This is a genomic window from Acinetobacter sp. IRS14 (assembly GCF_034650275.1).
GTDB lineage: Bacteria > Pseudomonadota > Gammaproteobacteria > Pseudomonadales > Moraxellaceae > Acinetobacter > Acinetobacter oleivorans.
Map to the genome: position 1 here is coordinate 1 of NZ_JAOVFN010000023.1, position 15,859 is coordinate 15,859.

Below are 15,859 nucleotides of genomic sequence, written 5' to 3' on the forward strand. Positions count from 1 at the left end.
ATAACCTTGCCAAGGTTGGGGTCGCGAGTTCGAGTCTCGTTTCCCGCTCCAAATTTAAAAGGCCCTAGTCGAAAGACTGGGGCTTTTTTCTTTTCATTAATTCATAATTTTTTTATGGTCTATCTATTCACAGCATAATTCATTGAGAATGGCTCGGCTCATAGCCAAGTATTTCATTACTAGATTTACTTTTTTAAATCGTCAGTTATAACAATTCAATCTAGCTATATTTACAAGGCGTTGGAGTTATTCGATGCGTAGATATAAAAGGTAATAATTGAAAACAGTCCAAGTTAAAGCGCTCTAGGCTACAACTTTGTTGTAAACAGATAGAAAAGATGAAATTAGAATCATATATATAGCTTTCAAAATAATACTCTTCTGTCTTTTGAGCATCATTGGTTGAGTCGAGAAACTGTATATGCTCAGGCAACACATGAAAGTTGAGCTTCTTTAAATGACCGCTCATTCCTTCGCCAGTACATTTGATATAAGCCTCTTTTAAGGTCCATATTTGAAAAAACCGCTGGTATACACTGAATGGATCAGTGAGTTCATTCTCTTTAATCCATTCAATTTCGGTCGGTGCTAACACACTATCAACACGCATCCACTCGAACTCACGATCCACTTGTTCAATATCCACTCCTATTTCCCCTTCTTCAGTCACAGCAAGAATAATAACGTCCGCTGAGTGAGTAAGATTAAAATACACAGCCTTGCTACCTTCTACAAAAGGCTTGCCGTTGGGATGTAATTGAATATTAACTTGATGAGGTGAGATGCCTAGCTTATTTGCCAAGACAATCTTCACTAATACGCGAGAGATCAAGAAAAGGCGAGCCGCCTTAGGATGATATTGATCATATCTCAGCTTCTCTGCCGAACTGAGAAAGCCGAGATAATGACTCAATACCATATGGTCTTGTGGTACCCGTGAAACTGGGCAGACATAAACCTGCACTTGGGCACTATTAGACATTAGGAAGCGGTAGTGCTGTTGTATTTCATTAAAACAGGTGCGAGATAGTCAGAAACCGCATCTACATGTGTAACGTGTGGATTATGGCCTGCACCAGCGATAATATGTATAGGGATATCTGCGCTTATTGTGGTAACAATTGGATCTTTATCTCCCACAATTATTTCAACTTTAGAACGAAGTTCATTTAATAAAGCTGTCTGAGTTGCTCGCTGCTGCGGCAAACTAATACGGTGCATATACTCACTAATATGCTTGGCTACCGACACTCGACGTAATGAATCTATCGCATAACCAACAGACGGATTTTGTTGTCCATCTGGATGTAGGTCTTTAGCAATCATATCTTTTGGCACAAAACGGAAAATCAGATTAGATATAGCTTGGATCTGAAACATTTTAGCGGCCTGCGCTTGAACAAAATAAGGTGATATGAGGATAAGACGTGCAACTTTATCTGGATATTTCTTTGCAAGATTCAACGCAAAAAGACATCCTAACGAATGCGCAATGACAACACTATTTGACGCTAAAAGCTTTGCAGCGGCATCAATAAATTGATGGTTGTTGTCTTCCATCATCTCATAACTGCCTGAACGCCCAAGTCCCGGCAGGTCCATCATAGCGACCTGATCATATGTAATTTTATTAATGATTGGAGTCCAGCATGCACTATCAAATGGGATCCCATGTAAAAATAATGCAGATGATGTGTCAGAACTAATCGGCTGTTTAGTATAGATTTCTGTCCAATATCGATTCTGATAGCTGAAATGACTAGGTGTTGGTACTTGCATACGACCAAAGCGTGTAAGCACCAAACGATCAATCCAACGAGAAAAATAAGGAGTGACATTGATCAGGTCCGCGATGCCCATTTTCGCTGCCATCGCCTCTGCCCCAGCAACATGATAGTGATCGGTAGAAATGAAAGAGAGTTGTTCTTTAGAACCATCAAGCAATACCTCAGGTAATTTCTCTAATAGACCTTTGGGTACTTGTAAATGTGGTGTGCCGACTCCCAAATGCTCGGCAGCTAGGTGAACGAGACGATGAAATTTCGGCGTCGCAGGATCAAGCAACATATACTCCTGAGCAATAGTCTCAGGATAAGACATCGTTCGAATCAAGAAGCTCACGATATACTGCATATTGCATAGTGGCAGGAATGTGTCACGACCACCTGGCAATGCCAGCAGACGTCCCTGATAGAGCTTATCAATCATGTCAGCAACACCGATATATTGCATATCGCCATAGTTATAAAAACCATCAATGACTGTCGCCGGATTTATCGCAGTCCATGGCACATTTAAACGCTTACAGGCCTCAATGAAAGCTTGATAACCCAAAATTTTTGAAGCTTCATAGCCACCGTGTTTGCAATACAACTCATCAGCCGACTCGTGTGGCGGAGCCGCCACACGATATCCACCAATCCAGATAAATCGCTCAAGCTGCTTCAATGTTGCAGCCCATTCAATTAAGGCAAGTCCTGACTTAATATTGGTACGCTCAGCTTCAGCTTTGCTAATGCCCCAATTAAAGGATGCGGCAAGATGATAAATCACATGGATCTTTGCCTGAGCATCCGCTAGCAGAGAGTCCAGCTTAAAATCGCGACTTAAATCATATTCGACAAACGAAATAGACGGATCGACCAGCCCTTCCGTTGCAATGAAACCTAACAGCTTATCTTTCTTGGTTGCGGCATTACGCAGCGCAGCAATCACCTGATGACCTTCACGCAGAAGATCAACGATCAGTCTGCTACCAATAAAACCTGCTGCACCTGTTACTAATATGGTCTTCCGTGAAAAATTATCTTTTTTTGCATTATTTAAATTATCCATAAATCACCTTATTAGGGACTGGGCACTCCCAGCATTGTTTTGGAGCGAATTATCTTAAAAATTATATCGAACCTGGGCATACACCAGACTGTTATCTCTAAATTGTCCTAACACCGTATCATTTCTACCCCAGAAGCGATCTCCACCTACATTCAATTGCCAGTGATCATCAAGGCTGTAATTAATACGTACTCTCAACAATTCATTAGGCTCTGGTGCAAAGTAGAATCCTGTTACTTCTAATTTCAGATTATCATTCAGTAAGTTAAGTGCATAGCGCAGCATAGCTCCATACTGGTTCTGCTGATATTGGTCACTGATTGTTTGCTGATAACGGTAGACTGCGCTCAATACTGGATTTGTTAGGCTATCGGCAGATCTAAAGTCCTCCGTATGTTTGTATACGCCGACCAAACTCAGCGTGGAATTCTTCAATGCTAATTCTGGCCCCATGACCACGGTCAGATTATTTTTTTTGTGCGTAAGATCTTCACTACCATTCGAGTCAGTATGGGTATATGCCGCTTCACCGCGCCATACGATATCGTTGTGGTTATAACTGAAATCAAATCCATAGACAGACATAGGATTATTTTTCAGCTGCAATGTTGCCTCCCCTGTTGGAGATGCAGAAAGAATTGACAGATCGGGCATGTGATCCAAACCTGAGAAATACGATGCCCCAACATCTAGACCATCTACAGAATAATCCCAGCGCATTGCAAATGCAGGTCGGCTCTTCTTATCTATTTCATACTGGACACCAGAAATCTGGCGCAATGGAATCACATCTGAACGACTACGCGGATACCACAATGCTGTCCATTTATTGGTTCCTGATTCAGGAATATATGTCAATTTGATTGCATCATTTCCAAGACGTTGATCTGTCTCATCTGGTACTAGGCGCGTATAGTCACGGGGTGATAGATTATCTGTTGGGTTAATCCCATCAGCTCTCCCCCAGACTACAATCTGGCGACCAACATCGACATAGACTGTCTGATCCCAGTTATAAGAGGCATACAACTCACGTAAATTGCGATTTACCTTACTCACCTGATCTGGGTTTACAGTATGGTCCGTTTCGTCTCCAATATTTATGTCGTAATGGATCTTAAACTCTGGATTAAACTTGAGCGTACCATTGGACCAGAAGCTTGCTTGTCCAATGTTTTTTAACGAACTTAAATCACGATCTGATGACCACACATCGAGTCTGGCTGAGTTCTGGCTTACAAAACTAATTTCGCTGTCATCTGCATGAGCATGCTGCAGTAGCATAAAGCTACTGCAGCATGCAAATACCCAATAGGCACCTTGCGTCATTTTTCAAGACTCTGCGGTGAGAAAAGCTTATCGGATAAGGTTTTCTCTGCGACAAAATCATTAACGATCACTTGTGTCATATGCTGAGTTTGCAGATTTTTCGCCATAGATTTCATGGCCTGCCATCTTGGTTTCACTTTGCCGTAAGGACGGATATCGGTGAACTCAATATGCTTTAACGGTTTACCTGCAGTATCCCAAATATCGATAGTTGCTGTAACAAAGTTGTCTTTGAGGATGCACATGCGACGTTTGCTATAACCAAAGTCACTCTTCACAGTATTATTGATTGGCGTTGCTTCAATCGTATAGCAATCTTTGCCATTAAATTTGCCATCTGCCAGTTTAGTGTACTTCCAGTCACTTAGCTTATAGCCAAGTACATCACCATAACTAAAGTCCGTACCAATAAAAGCATCACCCTTATTCGCTGATGCCAAACGACGTACTTTTTTCAATGCAGGTAAATAGACAAACATGCTATCACTGCCTTTTGCATTCTCAATCAACAGCGTCGTGGTTCCCTGTACATCTGCTGGTGAGATGAATTCAGTCAAACGCATATTGTTCTGAGTATTTCCAGCAAGCTTAGTCATATTTTTAGTTAAACGTACACGTTGCTCGCCGCTTTTAGATGTCAGCACAAATTTAGCACTAGCACTTGAAGACAAGAACTTAGAGGCATCATCACTACGGTTAACAATGTCTTGAACTTCATCTGCATGAGATGTTTTAGGCATCGACATTGTGAGTGCCGTACCCAACAAGAGACTGGTCACAACAGTTTGTGCAACGGTAATGTTCTTCTTATTTGAGGGAAAGATAAAACGAGGTTTCAACATTAGAATCATTGTAGGTACCATAATTAAGGTTGCAAATACACTGAAAAGCATCGCAATCACAATAAACATCGCTAGCCATTGATGCACATGGAAGCCTTGCGATAAGGACAATACGCCATACCCACCAGCAACAGCTGTCGCAACAAAAAGCGAAGCCTTACCAGCAGTACTTAAAGTTTTACGAATAGCATCTTTGATATCACCACCCTCTTCACTCAAGATTTCTCGCAACCGATAGAGGAAGTAAATGGCATAATCTGCACCGATACCAACCGCCATGGCTGAGATCAGAGAGTTTGGAATATTGAGCGGAATGTCGAGCCAGCCCATCACACCAAAGATTGCAAGAATCGAAAATAGAAGTGGTGTTAGGACAATGAGTCCAGCAGAGAACGAACGGAAAACTAAGGCAGAGATAAAGAATACGGCAAATGAAATCTGTAGAATATTCATGAGTTTGCCGTGAACCATAGTTTCAGTTAAAGCAATGGTCTGAGTCACATCACCACCAAAACTCACGACTGCTTTATCACCCAATTGACCCGCCATATATGTTTTTAGCGACTCAAGGATTTCTTTGATGCGGTGATTACTACCTGTTTTTAGCAGAATCGTGATCTTGGCATAGCGTTGAGTTGTATCAATGTAAGATTCAAAATCAGTCGGCTCACCAGACATTGAGTACAACAGCAGATATTGAGCAACAACATCTTTAGTTGCTGGAACCTGAAATGCCTGTGGCTGATCGGCATTCATTGCCTGATTCATTCTCTTGATATAGTCCACAATAGAGATGGTTTTACCAACCTCTGGAATTGAATTCGCGAACTTCTCTGTATTATCAATCGCTTTTAGGATTTCTGGGTTTTCAATACCATCACGAACTTTAGTATCGACCATGATGTAGAGACTGTTTGTACCACCAAGAGACTGATTCAAAAATCTGTCGTCTTGCTGCATTGGTAGATCACGCGAGAAGAAGTTGCGGCTATCGTTATCCACCACAATACGACTCGTGCCGAGAGCAAGAAAAACGCCCAGTACTGCAATCACAGTCATTAGCATCATTCGCGGACGAACTGACAAAATGACATCACCAATGCGTTTTGGAATCCAGTCCCAGATCGGCAAACCTTTGCGTGCAACCTTAGTAACCGAAGGTGGTGGTAACATCGAGCGAAGTACAGGAATAAAAGTCATCTCAATGATCAGCGTACTGATGATCCCGATTCCTGTAAAAATACCAAATGAGCGAATAGTCGGAATGTTGAAAGTCAACAGTGAGAAGAATCCAGCCGCTGCAATTCCGCCAGCCAGTATCATAACTGGACCAACACGAACCATAGACTGCACCACGGCTTCGCTATTTGCAGCTTTAGGTTCCATCCCTTGGGCAATCAGACGATCAAAATCTTCATAGTATCGCTTGAGCAACTGCACGGCGTGCCCTGCCGCGATGGCCAGAATCAGAATTGGTGTAGGAGAGTTAAAAATATCCATCGGCTGTTTGAACAGCCCCATCATGCCCATACCCCATGCCACAGACAATAATGCTGTAACTAATGGCAGAATCAGACCTTGTTTACTGCGGAATGCTTCGAAGTGCAATAATCCAATAACCAACACGGCAATTGGGAACAAGATATTGATACGCTTAGAGTAATCTTCAGCTTTATCTAAATAGACTGGATTACCACCAACACTGATGGTCATATCCTTAGACTGTTCAGCCGCTACGATTTTGTTGATCGGGCCCATCATCTTTTGGAAGCCTTCTGGACTTTCCTCAAGTTCAAGCAAAATAGCAGCAGTTTTCTGATCTTTAGATACTACCGAATTCATATAGATTGGATTCAGTGCCAGCAGTTTTTTCAGGTGATCGACATCACTCTCGGTCACAGAACTATTCGGCAGTAGTTTCTTGGCATCAAATCCATCCGAATTGGCGGTGATCCCTTTGGCCTGACGTGCAGCCAGACTCATTAGAGTAGATCGAACCACGCCTGGAGCATTATCAACTTCTTCGGTAATACGTTTGACTTTTTCTAACACTTGCGGCTGATAAATATCACCCTGCTTCGGTGTAATACCAATCACGACCATGTACTTGGAGCCGAATTTCTTTTCAATCAGCTTGGTCGAGGTGATATAAGGATGACCTTTAGGGGCAAGCGCATCTGGATCAATAATAATTTTTACGCCAGATGCGAGATATGCCAAGGCAAGCGTTAAAAGCATCACCACAGTCAGTACAATACGGCGATGTCTGAGAATCCAACGCGCGTATTGTTCCATCATCTGATGAGTTTTACGAAGTGGTTTACTATTGGTCTCATGCGTTTGCTTACCATCGTTGCCAACCGACTCATAGGCTTCACCCTTCTGAGCCAATGCTTCAAGATTAGCAACATCTTTTTTAAACTGAGCAAGAACCATCTTTTTTAGTAGTGCTGGGGGCAATACACCAAAAAAGCTGCCTGGCTCTGCCTCAAACACCCATTCAATCCAGGTACCTTCTGCATGTGGTTTGAAACGGTAAGTCCCAGTGTAGTGAAAGGGTCCTTCCACTACTTTAAACGCATACAATTCATTCGGTACTAGATGTGTAATTTCACCTTTAAAGGACATCTCACGCCCAATAAAGCTAAAACCGATTTCATACTTGCTGCCCACACGTGGAGTATTGTCTAGCAGTTCAGAATGCTTACACGACAATTGCCAACCTGCATCATTGGCTGGGTTTGCAAGATAGTTAAAAACCTTGTCAATCTCGGCCGGTATGAGGAAAGCATGTTCTATGGTCACCATAGTGGTTCTACCTTCTTGTATTTCTTATGCGGGAATTGGATACATCTGATCAATTGTCTGGGCAACAGCCACGACATTCTCAGCGTACATAATTGATGAATGATCGCCAGGCAGATCCACCTGTTTAAAGGTGTCTTTGACCAATTGATCCCAACCTAAGCTTTCCCCAAAATCTTCTGGTTCATCTTTGGCTTTCACAAAAAGAATCGGAAACTCTTCAGGCTCTGGGAAATAGGTCTGGAGTGCGATGCCATTCGCTAAATAGGTATCAAAGTAAAGTCGGAAATCTGATGGATCTGCATCTAAAGGTAGGACATTAATAGCCTTAGCTTCTTTAAGCACATGATCAAACATGTGATCTGGACTCAATTCACGCAAGTATTGCGCTGGGATCGTCAACTTCTTGCCATAAGGCGCAGCCAAATCACGGGCAAACCAAGACAAAAGCATCGCATCATCAGCATCTTCAGGCACATTCTCTGGAATTGGAGCTCGGGTATCGATCATGACAATACCTGTGACCTGCTGTCCCATTTGGCGCAACTGATGACTGATCTCGTATGCGATCGCACCGCCAAAGCACCACCCACCGAGGAAATAAGGTCCTTCAGGCTGCATCTTTTGCATTTCAGCAATATAGAGCGTTGCCATATCTTCGATTGCCACTTCTGCAGCATCTGCCTCAATCAGTCCAGGAGACTGAATAGCACGCAAGGTACGTTTCGGATTGAGATGGCGCGAAAGCTCCATATAACAGAAGGTGCTACCACCAATTGGATGGAACAGCCACAGTGGTTGTTCGTAAGTTCCACGGCGTAGTTCAATTACAATAGAAGGCTTAATTTCTTTATTTTCACGAATGATCTCACCCAAACTCTCCACAGTGGAATATTGGGCCAGCAAAGCAACTGATAGTTCGGTGCCAAATGCTTTTTTAAGGTGATTAACAAGCTTCACAGCAAGTAACGAATGTCCACCCAAGTCAAAGAAGTCATCGTGTATACCAACCCGTTTAACCGATAAAATCTGTTCAAAAGTAGTGCAGAGTTCAATTTCAATCGGATCACGTGGTGCAACATAATCGTTGCTTTGTTCAAACACAGGCTCAGGAAACGCTTTACGATCCAACTTATTGTTGGCCGTCATTGGAAATTCATCCAACGTCATAAACGTATTTGGTACCATGTAAGCTGGTAGATGGATTTGCATCGTCTTTTTCAAACTAGCAATGTCAATCTCATGTCCAGTTAAATAAGCCACCAGTTTCTGGTCGTTGCTGGCTGTACTCTTAACCAGTACAACTGCATCGGTGATACCATCGATCTGTTTGATAACATTCTCGATTTCGCCTAGTTCAATACGGAATCCACGAATCTTGACCTGGAAATCTAGACGTCCATGATGAGTCAAACTTCCATCTGTACGCAGACAGACTTTATCTCCAGTACGATAGAGTCGACCAGCATTTGGTAGAGATGGCAAAGTTCTAAATTGAGCATCTGTCAGTTCAGGTCGATGCCAGTAATCAACTGCTAGACCATCACCACCAATCCAAAGCTCCCCCATGACGCCCGGTGGGACTAAACGTTGCTGTTCATCAAGTACATAAAGTTGGGTGTTCGCCAGTGGTTCGCCTAAATCAATACACTTTGCATCGGTGATACGAGCTGCACTAGACCACACTGTAGTTTCGGTTGGTCCATACACATTCCAAAGATAGCCGACTTTACCCAGCAGTTTTTCTGCAAGAATAGTATCTAGCGCTTCGCCTCCACAGAGTGCAGTCAATCCCGTATTGCCGCTCCACTCGCTATCTAAGAGCATTTTCCAAGAAGCTGGTGTTGCCTGCAAAACATTGACAGACTTTGTATTTAGATAATCCACCAATTGATTGCCGTCTTGTGATACCTCACGTGGGCAAACATGCACTACACCGCCGTACATCAGCGGAATCAGCAACTCAAGAATCGAGATATCAAATGCATAAGTGGTGATTGCTAACAACTGAGTCTCAGTCGTTACTTGCAATCTATCATTCATAGATAGCAAGAAATTGATGATTGAAGGATGCCCAATACGCACACCTTTAGGCTTACCTGTCGAGCCTGAGGTGTACATCACATAAGCGGTTTCACCAAATGCCAGCGTCTCGCGCACTTGCTCCAGTGGCACAACGCCAGCTTGATTGATATCTAAACGCGGCACAGAAACGTTAAGAGCATCCATCAACTCGGTTTGAGTTAAGATGACTTTAGGTTCAGCATCTTCGATGATGTTATGTAGACGTTCACTTGGGAAATTAGGATCTAGCGGTACATAAGCTGCTCCCGCCGCCCAGATCCCGAGGATTGCTGCTGGCAATAAAGCTGTACGATCTAACATCAGACCTACACGATCGCCACGGGTAACGCCATGCGCACGCAAATATTCAGCAATACCAGCGATATGTTGACCTAACTCACGATAGCTAACCGCATGATCCTTCGAGGTCAAAGCATGATTGTCACCACGCTCATCAATCTGCTTTAGAATCATTGCCAGTAGATCATGTTGAGGATAATCAGTCGCCTGTCCACGAAGGGTCTCAAACTGGATGCCATCCACATAATCAGGCGCAATATCTAACTCAACGATCTTACGTTCAGGGTGAGCTACGATCTCTGATAGTACAGATTGCAGCAGTTGCATCATATTCTCGGCAGACTGTGCAGAAAATAACTCGGAATTATATTTCAGTACACCAACTAGTTCGCCTTGATATTCACCGCCCATTTCCAGCGTAAGATCTAATTGACCTTCTTGCTGGCGAACTGGAAAACTACCTAAGGTCAGGTCTTGGCCGACCAAAGTCGCTGGGGTCTGGATTGGCAGGAGTAGTTCTTTAAACTCATCCATGCCACCTAGACGTTCCCAGAACATTCCCACCTGAGCTAATGGGTTAATACTGCCATCACGCTTTGGTGAAACAGCTTCAACTACTCTGGAAAAGGCAACTTTTTGATGTTTGAGGCTCTGTCTTAATTGTTCCTGCACCTGCTGTGTAAATTGACGTAAAGTCTGGTCAGCATCAATGTCCATGTGAATAGCAATCGTATTGACAAACTGCCCCAGTGCATTGCGTAACGAGCGTTCAAGTCGACCAGCTACAGGTGTAGCAATAACAAGTTCATTTTCATTTGATAGCTTGTGTAGCAGGATATAGAAGCCAGAGAGTACGAGTCCAAACAGCGTGATCTCATAATCTTTCGCTAAGTTCACAAGACCAGACGACACTGACTCAGGTACACGGAACACCAGTGAGCTACCTTTGTGTTGCTGCACAGCTGGACGAGGATAATCAAGCGGAATGCTATGTACGTGTGGTGCATGTTGTAACGTATTTTTCCAGAACAGTAGACTCTCATCAGCATCGTCAATCGCAGTACTCTGCTGCTTATCAGCATACTGTGCGAACTCGATTCCGTTCACTACGTCTGACTCTGTAACTAGTCCAAAACGTTTGCCGACATCACGCAGTAAGAGACCAATCGACCAGAAATCCATGAGGGCATGATGAATCACGACTGCAATCACATAGTGATTTTCACCACGTTCATAACAGTGAATACGCCACAGCGGTGGCTGAGTCAGATCAAACGGCTGTTTAGTATCCTGCTCGACCAATTGTGTCAAATCAGATGCATCGACATGGCGAGCATCAGAGAAGACGATATTAGGATAGATTCGATCCCAGATAAGTTGCTCAATACCCTGATCATTGGCAGGCATACTTACACGTAGCAGCGGATAATCATGCATTACCGCTTCTAGAATCTCCATCGGCTTATTGCCTAATGGTTGGTTGACCTTCACATCAAAGGCCACCACCATATTGTAGGCACTGCAGGTCGACTCAAGGCGCTGGATATACCAGATGCCAAGCTGTTCTGCAGAAATCGCATGACGTGACAGAACTTCTGGTTCTAGTCGTACAAGGTTATTCACGAAGCAACTCCCTGTTGCAACTCAGAAACAAGATATTCAGCCAACGCATTAATTGTCGGGTAATCCCATAGTAATGTCGGTTCAAGCTCTAGTTTTGTCAGATCTTCTAAATCCCCAGACACAGACAAAGCAACGATCGAATCAAGACCGTAACTGGTAAATTTTTGATCTGGATTAATCGTCTCAGGCTCTACGCGCATTTCTTTGGCTACTAGCGTACGAATGATTGCGCTCCAGTAAGCTTTATCTTTATTCATGGGGTAATCTCCTCTTTAACCGGTTTGGCATCACGTGGTGCCAGTGCAAAATCGATGACAGATAACATATGGTTGGTTGAAATTCGGTCTAGCAGATCTGCCAATGTGCTTTCACGTAGTGATGTCATTGGAGGGGATGTCTGCCCTTCAGCAGCATTTAGGAAAATGATCAGCCACGCACCATCCTGCAAAGCAGGTCTTAAGCCATGACGGTTAAAGATCCAAAAACCCAGCACAGCAATGCGAGCAAATAACTCGGCATAGTCACGGGCCAAGCTGAAACGTAATGTTTCAAACTCTTTAGCCGCTTCTGAATTTGAGAAATAATCCTGAATTTTTTGATCTAGTGTGCGCTGCTCGATAAGAAGCTGATCAGCACGTTCACGTAGCGGGGACAGAATCTCAGCAGTCATTCCCTCTGTAACGTCCGCATCGTTGAGCATCTCGATGATCGTTCCCAGTGACTCCATCACCAAGTCACCATCGCGGTTGAAAATTTCAAGCTCACGAAAATCAATAGCATCCGTCTTCACCTGTAAGTCATATAACTGGTGATAGCGTGCTTTAGCTTCGGCTTGGTCGAGATGGTTTACTTTTTTGCTACGGCCTTTATTGGCAGACTTGAGCTGAAAACTCAGGCTGTCTAGACAGACGGTGCTACTGCCGTCAAACACACTAACAATCAGATGATCTCTGAAAGCTTTCTGGTACATTCCATCAGCATATGCATTTCTTAAGAAAAAACGTGACCCAAGCACTGAGGAAGTGATCTTAGCGAGTGACTCTACATACTCAGGCACCAGTACCTTAATAATCGGTGACCATGTGCTGAACTGATTGATACAAACATGTAACCCACGCGCACCAACGAGTGACAACACCTCAGCCGCCAATAGATAGGCATAGGCTGTAGCCAGTTGCTCACGCACCAGCGGAATGCTTATTACTTTTTTGTTATATAACTCACGCTCAATAGCAAACTCAGTCGCGATGCGCAGCATCGTATCGCCCGCACCTAAAGAGAAGCTGCTGCAATATGCACGCGTCACCTGTAGCGTCTTGAGTCCAAGCTCTAAGCCCTGACCCTCTTCACCGATCAGAGCATCTTTGTGAATTTCAGCATTGTTAAAGCCAATACCACTGATATCTAACCCACGCATACCCACTGTTGGTAGACGGTTCAGGCTATAAGTTCCCTTAGAAACCATATGACGCTTATCGAGCCAGAATGCACTCAGGCTACGTGGTCCACGGTCATCCGACGTTTTAGCAATCAGACTTAAAGAGTCACCTAGAGTAGCGCGATTGATTGACCATTTTTCGCCATTCAAAACGTACTTGCTTTCAGTAGCTTGTGCAGTTACTTCACTAGATAAAAGGTCAGCTCCATGCGCTTTCTCACTATAAGCCAGCGCTGGTGCAGCACCACTCAAAATTCGACTAGCAATGTTTTGGCATTGGTTCGCATTACCACCGATCCATACAATCACAGACCAAGCATTCGTGCTATAGGTCGAATTGATGGTTAGATCACGTCGTGCCAACACACGATGCAGATATAGCAACTCTTCACCAATTTCCATGCGACCTCCAAGCTCTGAAGGTACATAAAAACGGTTCATGCCTACGGCATTCAGAAAATCAACAGCACGCTGAGGGTATTGTTCCTTCTCATCACGCTCAATGGCAGCGGACCAAGAAAAATCGTTGTTAGTATCATGTACGGAGCCTAAAATTTGCTCCAGACGAGCAGCAGATTGAAACTGCCGCAAATTAGATGTAAGTGACATGAGTTTTTGCTCAAATGATTAAAGGGTAAGGATTAAAACAAAGCACTTTTCAATCGATTAAAAATGAGCGCGCGCACTTCTCGTTCCTTGATCATTGAGTTGAGTAGATTGGAGCTATAACGAATCAGTTGCCCCCGCTGCTCACGATCACGGATGATTTCTAAGCCATTTTTGACATAGTTTCGAGCCATCACCGTTCTACGGTTTGGATGGGTTAAACAGATCAGTTGACCGCGCTCGATCTGCTCTTTAATTTTTCTTCTTCTAATTTTTCCGCTAGTGGTCTTGTTGATCCGACCTTGATGCAGCAAATAAACACCTTCTACAGGCAAACCGATATCAGCCGCGACTTGTTCTTTAACCTGAGTTCTGATGGTTTCAAAATTAAGTGTCTTGTCTATCGACTTCTTTTTGATCTCAAGCACAACCGTGACACCATCAGAATTACCGAAATTCACTGCTGCCACACAGCCTTTACGGACAGCAGGATGTGCCGTTTCAACAGAGCACTCGATGTCTTGCGGGTAATAGTTCTTACCACGGACAATAATCACATCCTTAAGACGGCCAGTTACATACAGGTCTCCGTTTTTAACAAAACCCATATCACCAGTTCTCAAGTAGTGCACTTGACTAGGCTTATCTGCCTTATCGAGGATGGTTGCAGCAAAGGTTTCCTGATTGACCTCAGGCTTCTGCCAGTAACCCGCAGTGACACTCTCACCTGCTAGCCAGATTTCACCGACTTCATCAGCCCCTACCTCTTTGCGGGTATGTGGATTAACAATACGGCAATCAATGTGTGCGGAAATCTTGCCACAGCTTACTATTTGCACGGCTGTCTGATCTTGACTGGTCTGCACCAAATTGGCATTCAACTTTTCACGATCAATTGAAATAGCATTAAGCGGACCAGTCACACCACTGACTAAGAGCGTAACTTCTGCCAAGCCATAGCACGGCAAGAAAGTATCCATTCTCAATTTCGACTGAGTATTGAACTTCTCCATGAAGCTTTGCATAACATGAGCTTTGATTGGCTCGGCACCGTTAAACATCACACGCACACGGCTCAGATCAAGCGCTGCTGCGTCCTCATCCGAGATGCGATGCAGACACAATTCATAGGCAAAGTTTGGTCCACCACTAATCGTGACACCTTTTTCGCTAATAAATTGCAGCCACTTAAGTGGTTTACGAATAAAATCCAGCGGTGACATTACATAGCAGGTCAGACCTACATACACAGTCTGCAAAACTGATCCGATCAATCCCATGTCATGATAAACAGGTAGCCATGTAAGACCGATATCATCGGCCTGTGTACCAAAAGCTTCAGCAATCATAACTTCATTTGCCATGATGTTTTTATGGGTGACGATTACCCCTTTAGGCCAACCAGTTGACCCTGAAGTGTATTGAAGGAAGCAGATATCGTCTTCAGCAATATGTGGAAAATCCTTTTCCACTAAGTCACGCTGCAATTGGGCATCAACAGCATGCAATATTAAACTTTCGTTTTGGGCTTTTAATGTGATAAGACCTGATAGCTCAAGAATCTTTTTGGTTGTGAGTACTATCTTTGGCTCACAGTCATTCATAATATTCAAAATATTAGAAAAACCATTGCGGTTAAAAGGTAAGCTGACAGGTACTGCGATAATTTTAGCTTTTAAACAGGCAAAGAACGATACGATAAAGTCCAATCCAGGCTCAAACAGCAACACGGCGCGATCACCGCTATCGACAAGATTCATTAAGATTTGGGCCTGACGTTGAACTTGCTCGTTCAGCTCTGCATACGTCAGAGATTGAATCCCACCGGATTGGCGCCCTAAATACTCGAAAGCAACCCTAGCTCCATTTGAATTTGCGTGGGATTCCAAAGTTGCAATGATATTATCCGTACCCATTACAGCCATAACTTACTCCGATTAATTATAATTCACCCTTTAAACTCGCTAATTCAGAAATGACACTTCTAGCTGGGGCTTTTAATAAAAAATGAATATAC

General features: G+C 43.6%; 8 protein-coding genes. All 8 read right to left on the reverse strand.

Annotated features, from left to right (window positions below; translation table 11 throughout):
- Window positions 1-220: 220 nt before the first annotated feature.
- Genes ODQ17_RS16220 through ODQ17_RS16255 form a run of 8 tightly spaced genes read right to left on the reverse strand, consistent with a single transcriptional unit; the run spans window position 221 to window position 15,767 of the window.
- Entirely contained in the window at window positions 221-982 is a 762-nt protein-coding gene (locus ODQ17_RS16220) for a 4'-phosphopantetheinyl transferase family protein (protein ID WP_322904976.1), read from the reverse strand.
- On the reverse strand, window positions 982-2,835 hold the full coding sequence (locus ODQ17_RS16225) for an alpha/beta fold hydrolase (RefSeq protein ID WP_322904977.1): 1,854 nt from the start codon (window positions 2,833-2,835) through the stop codon (window positions 982-984). The genes ODQ17_RS16220 and ODQ17_RS16225 overlap by 1 nt, the downstream gene beginning before the upstream one ends.
- Window positions 2,836-2,889: 54 nt before the next feature.
- On the reverse strand, window positions 2,890-4,164 hold the full coding sequence (locus ODQ17_RS16230; RefSeq protein WP_322904978.1) for a porin: 1,275 nt from the start codon (window positions 4,162-4,164) through the stop codon (window positions 2,890-2,892).
- Window positions 4,161-7,814 (reverse strand): outer membrane lipoprotein-sorting protein, encoded by a 3,654-nt coding sequence (locus ODQ17_RS16235; RefSeq protein ID WP_322904979.1) that lies wholly within the window; start codon window positions 7,812-7,814, stop codon window positions 4,161-4,163. The genes ODQ17_RS16230 and ODQ17_RS16235 overlap by 4 nt, the downstream gene beginning before the upstream one ends.
- Before the next feature lie 24 nt (window positions 7,815-7,838).
- Complete coding sequence (locus tag ODQ17_RS16240) at window positions 7,839-11,798, reverse strand: non-ribosomal peptide synthetase (RefSeq protein WP_322904980.1); 3,960 nt, start codon at window positions 11,796-11,798, stop codon at window positions 7,839-7,841.
- The gene (locus ODQ17_RS16245) at window positions 11,795-12,055 is read right to left on the reverse strand and encodes an acyl carrier protein (RefSeq protein ID WP_004795344.1); all 261 of its coding nucleotides are present in this window, start codon (window positions 12,053-12,055) and stop codon (window positions 11,795-11,797) included. The genes ODQ17_RS16240 and ODQ17_RS16245 overlap by 4 nt, the downstream gene beginning before the upstream one ends.
- Entirely contained in the window at window positions 12,052-13,827 is a 1,776-nt protein-coding gene (locus ODQ17_RS16250) for an acyl-CoA dehydrogenase (protein WP_174743866.1), read from the reverse strand. The genes ODQ17_RS16245 and ODQ17_RS16250 overlap by 4 nt, the downstream gene beginning before the upstream one ends.
- A 50-nt stretch (window positions 13,828-13,877) precedes the next feature.
- Entirely contained in the window at window positions 13,878-15,767 is a 1,890-nt protein-coding gene (locus ODQ17_RS16255) for a fatty acyl-AMP ligase (RefSeq protein WP_322904981.1), read from the reverse strand.
- Window positions 15,768-15,859 lie beyond the last annotated feature (92 nt).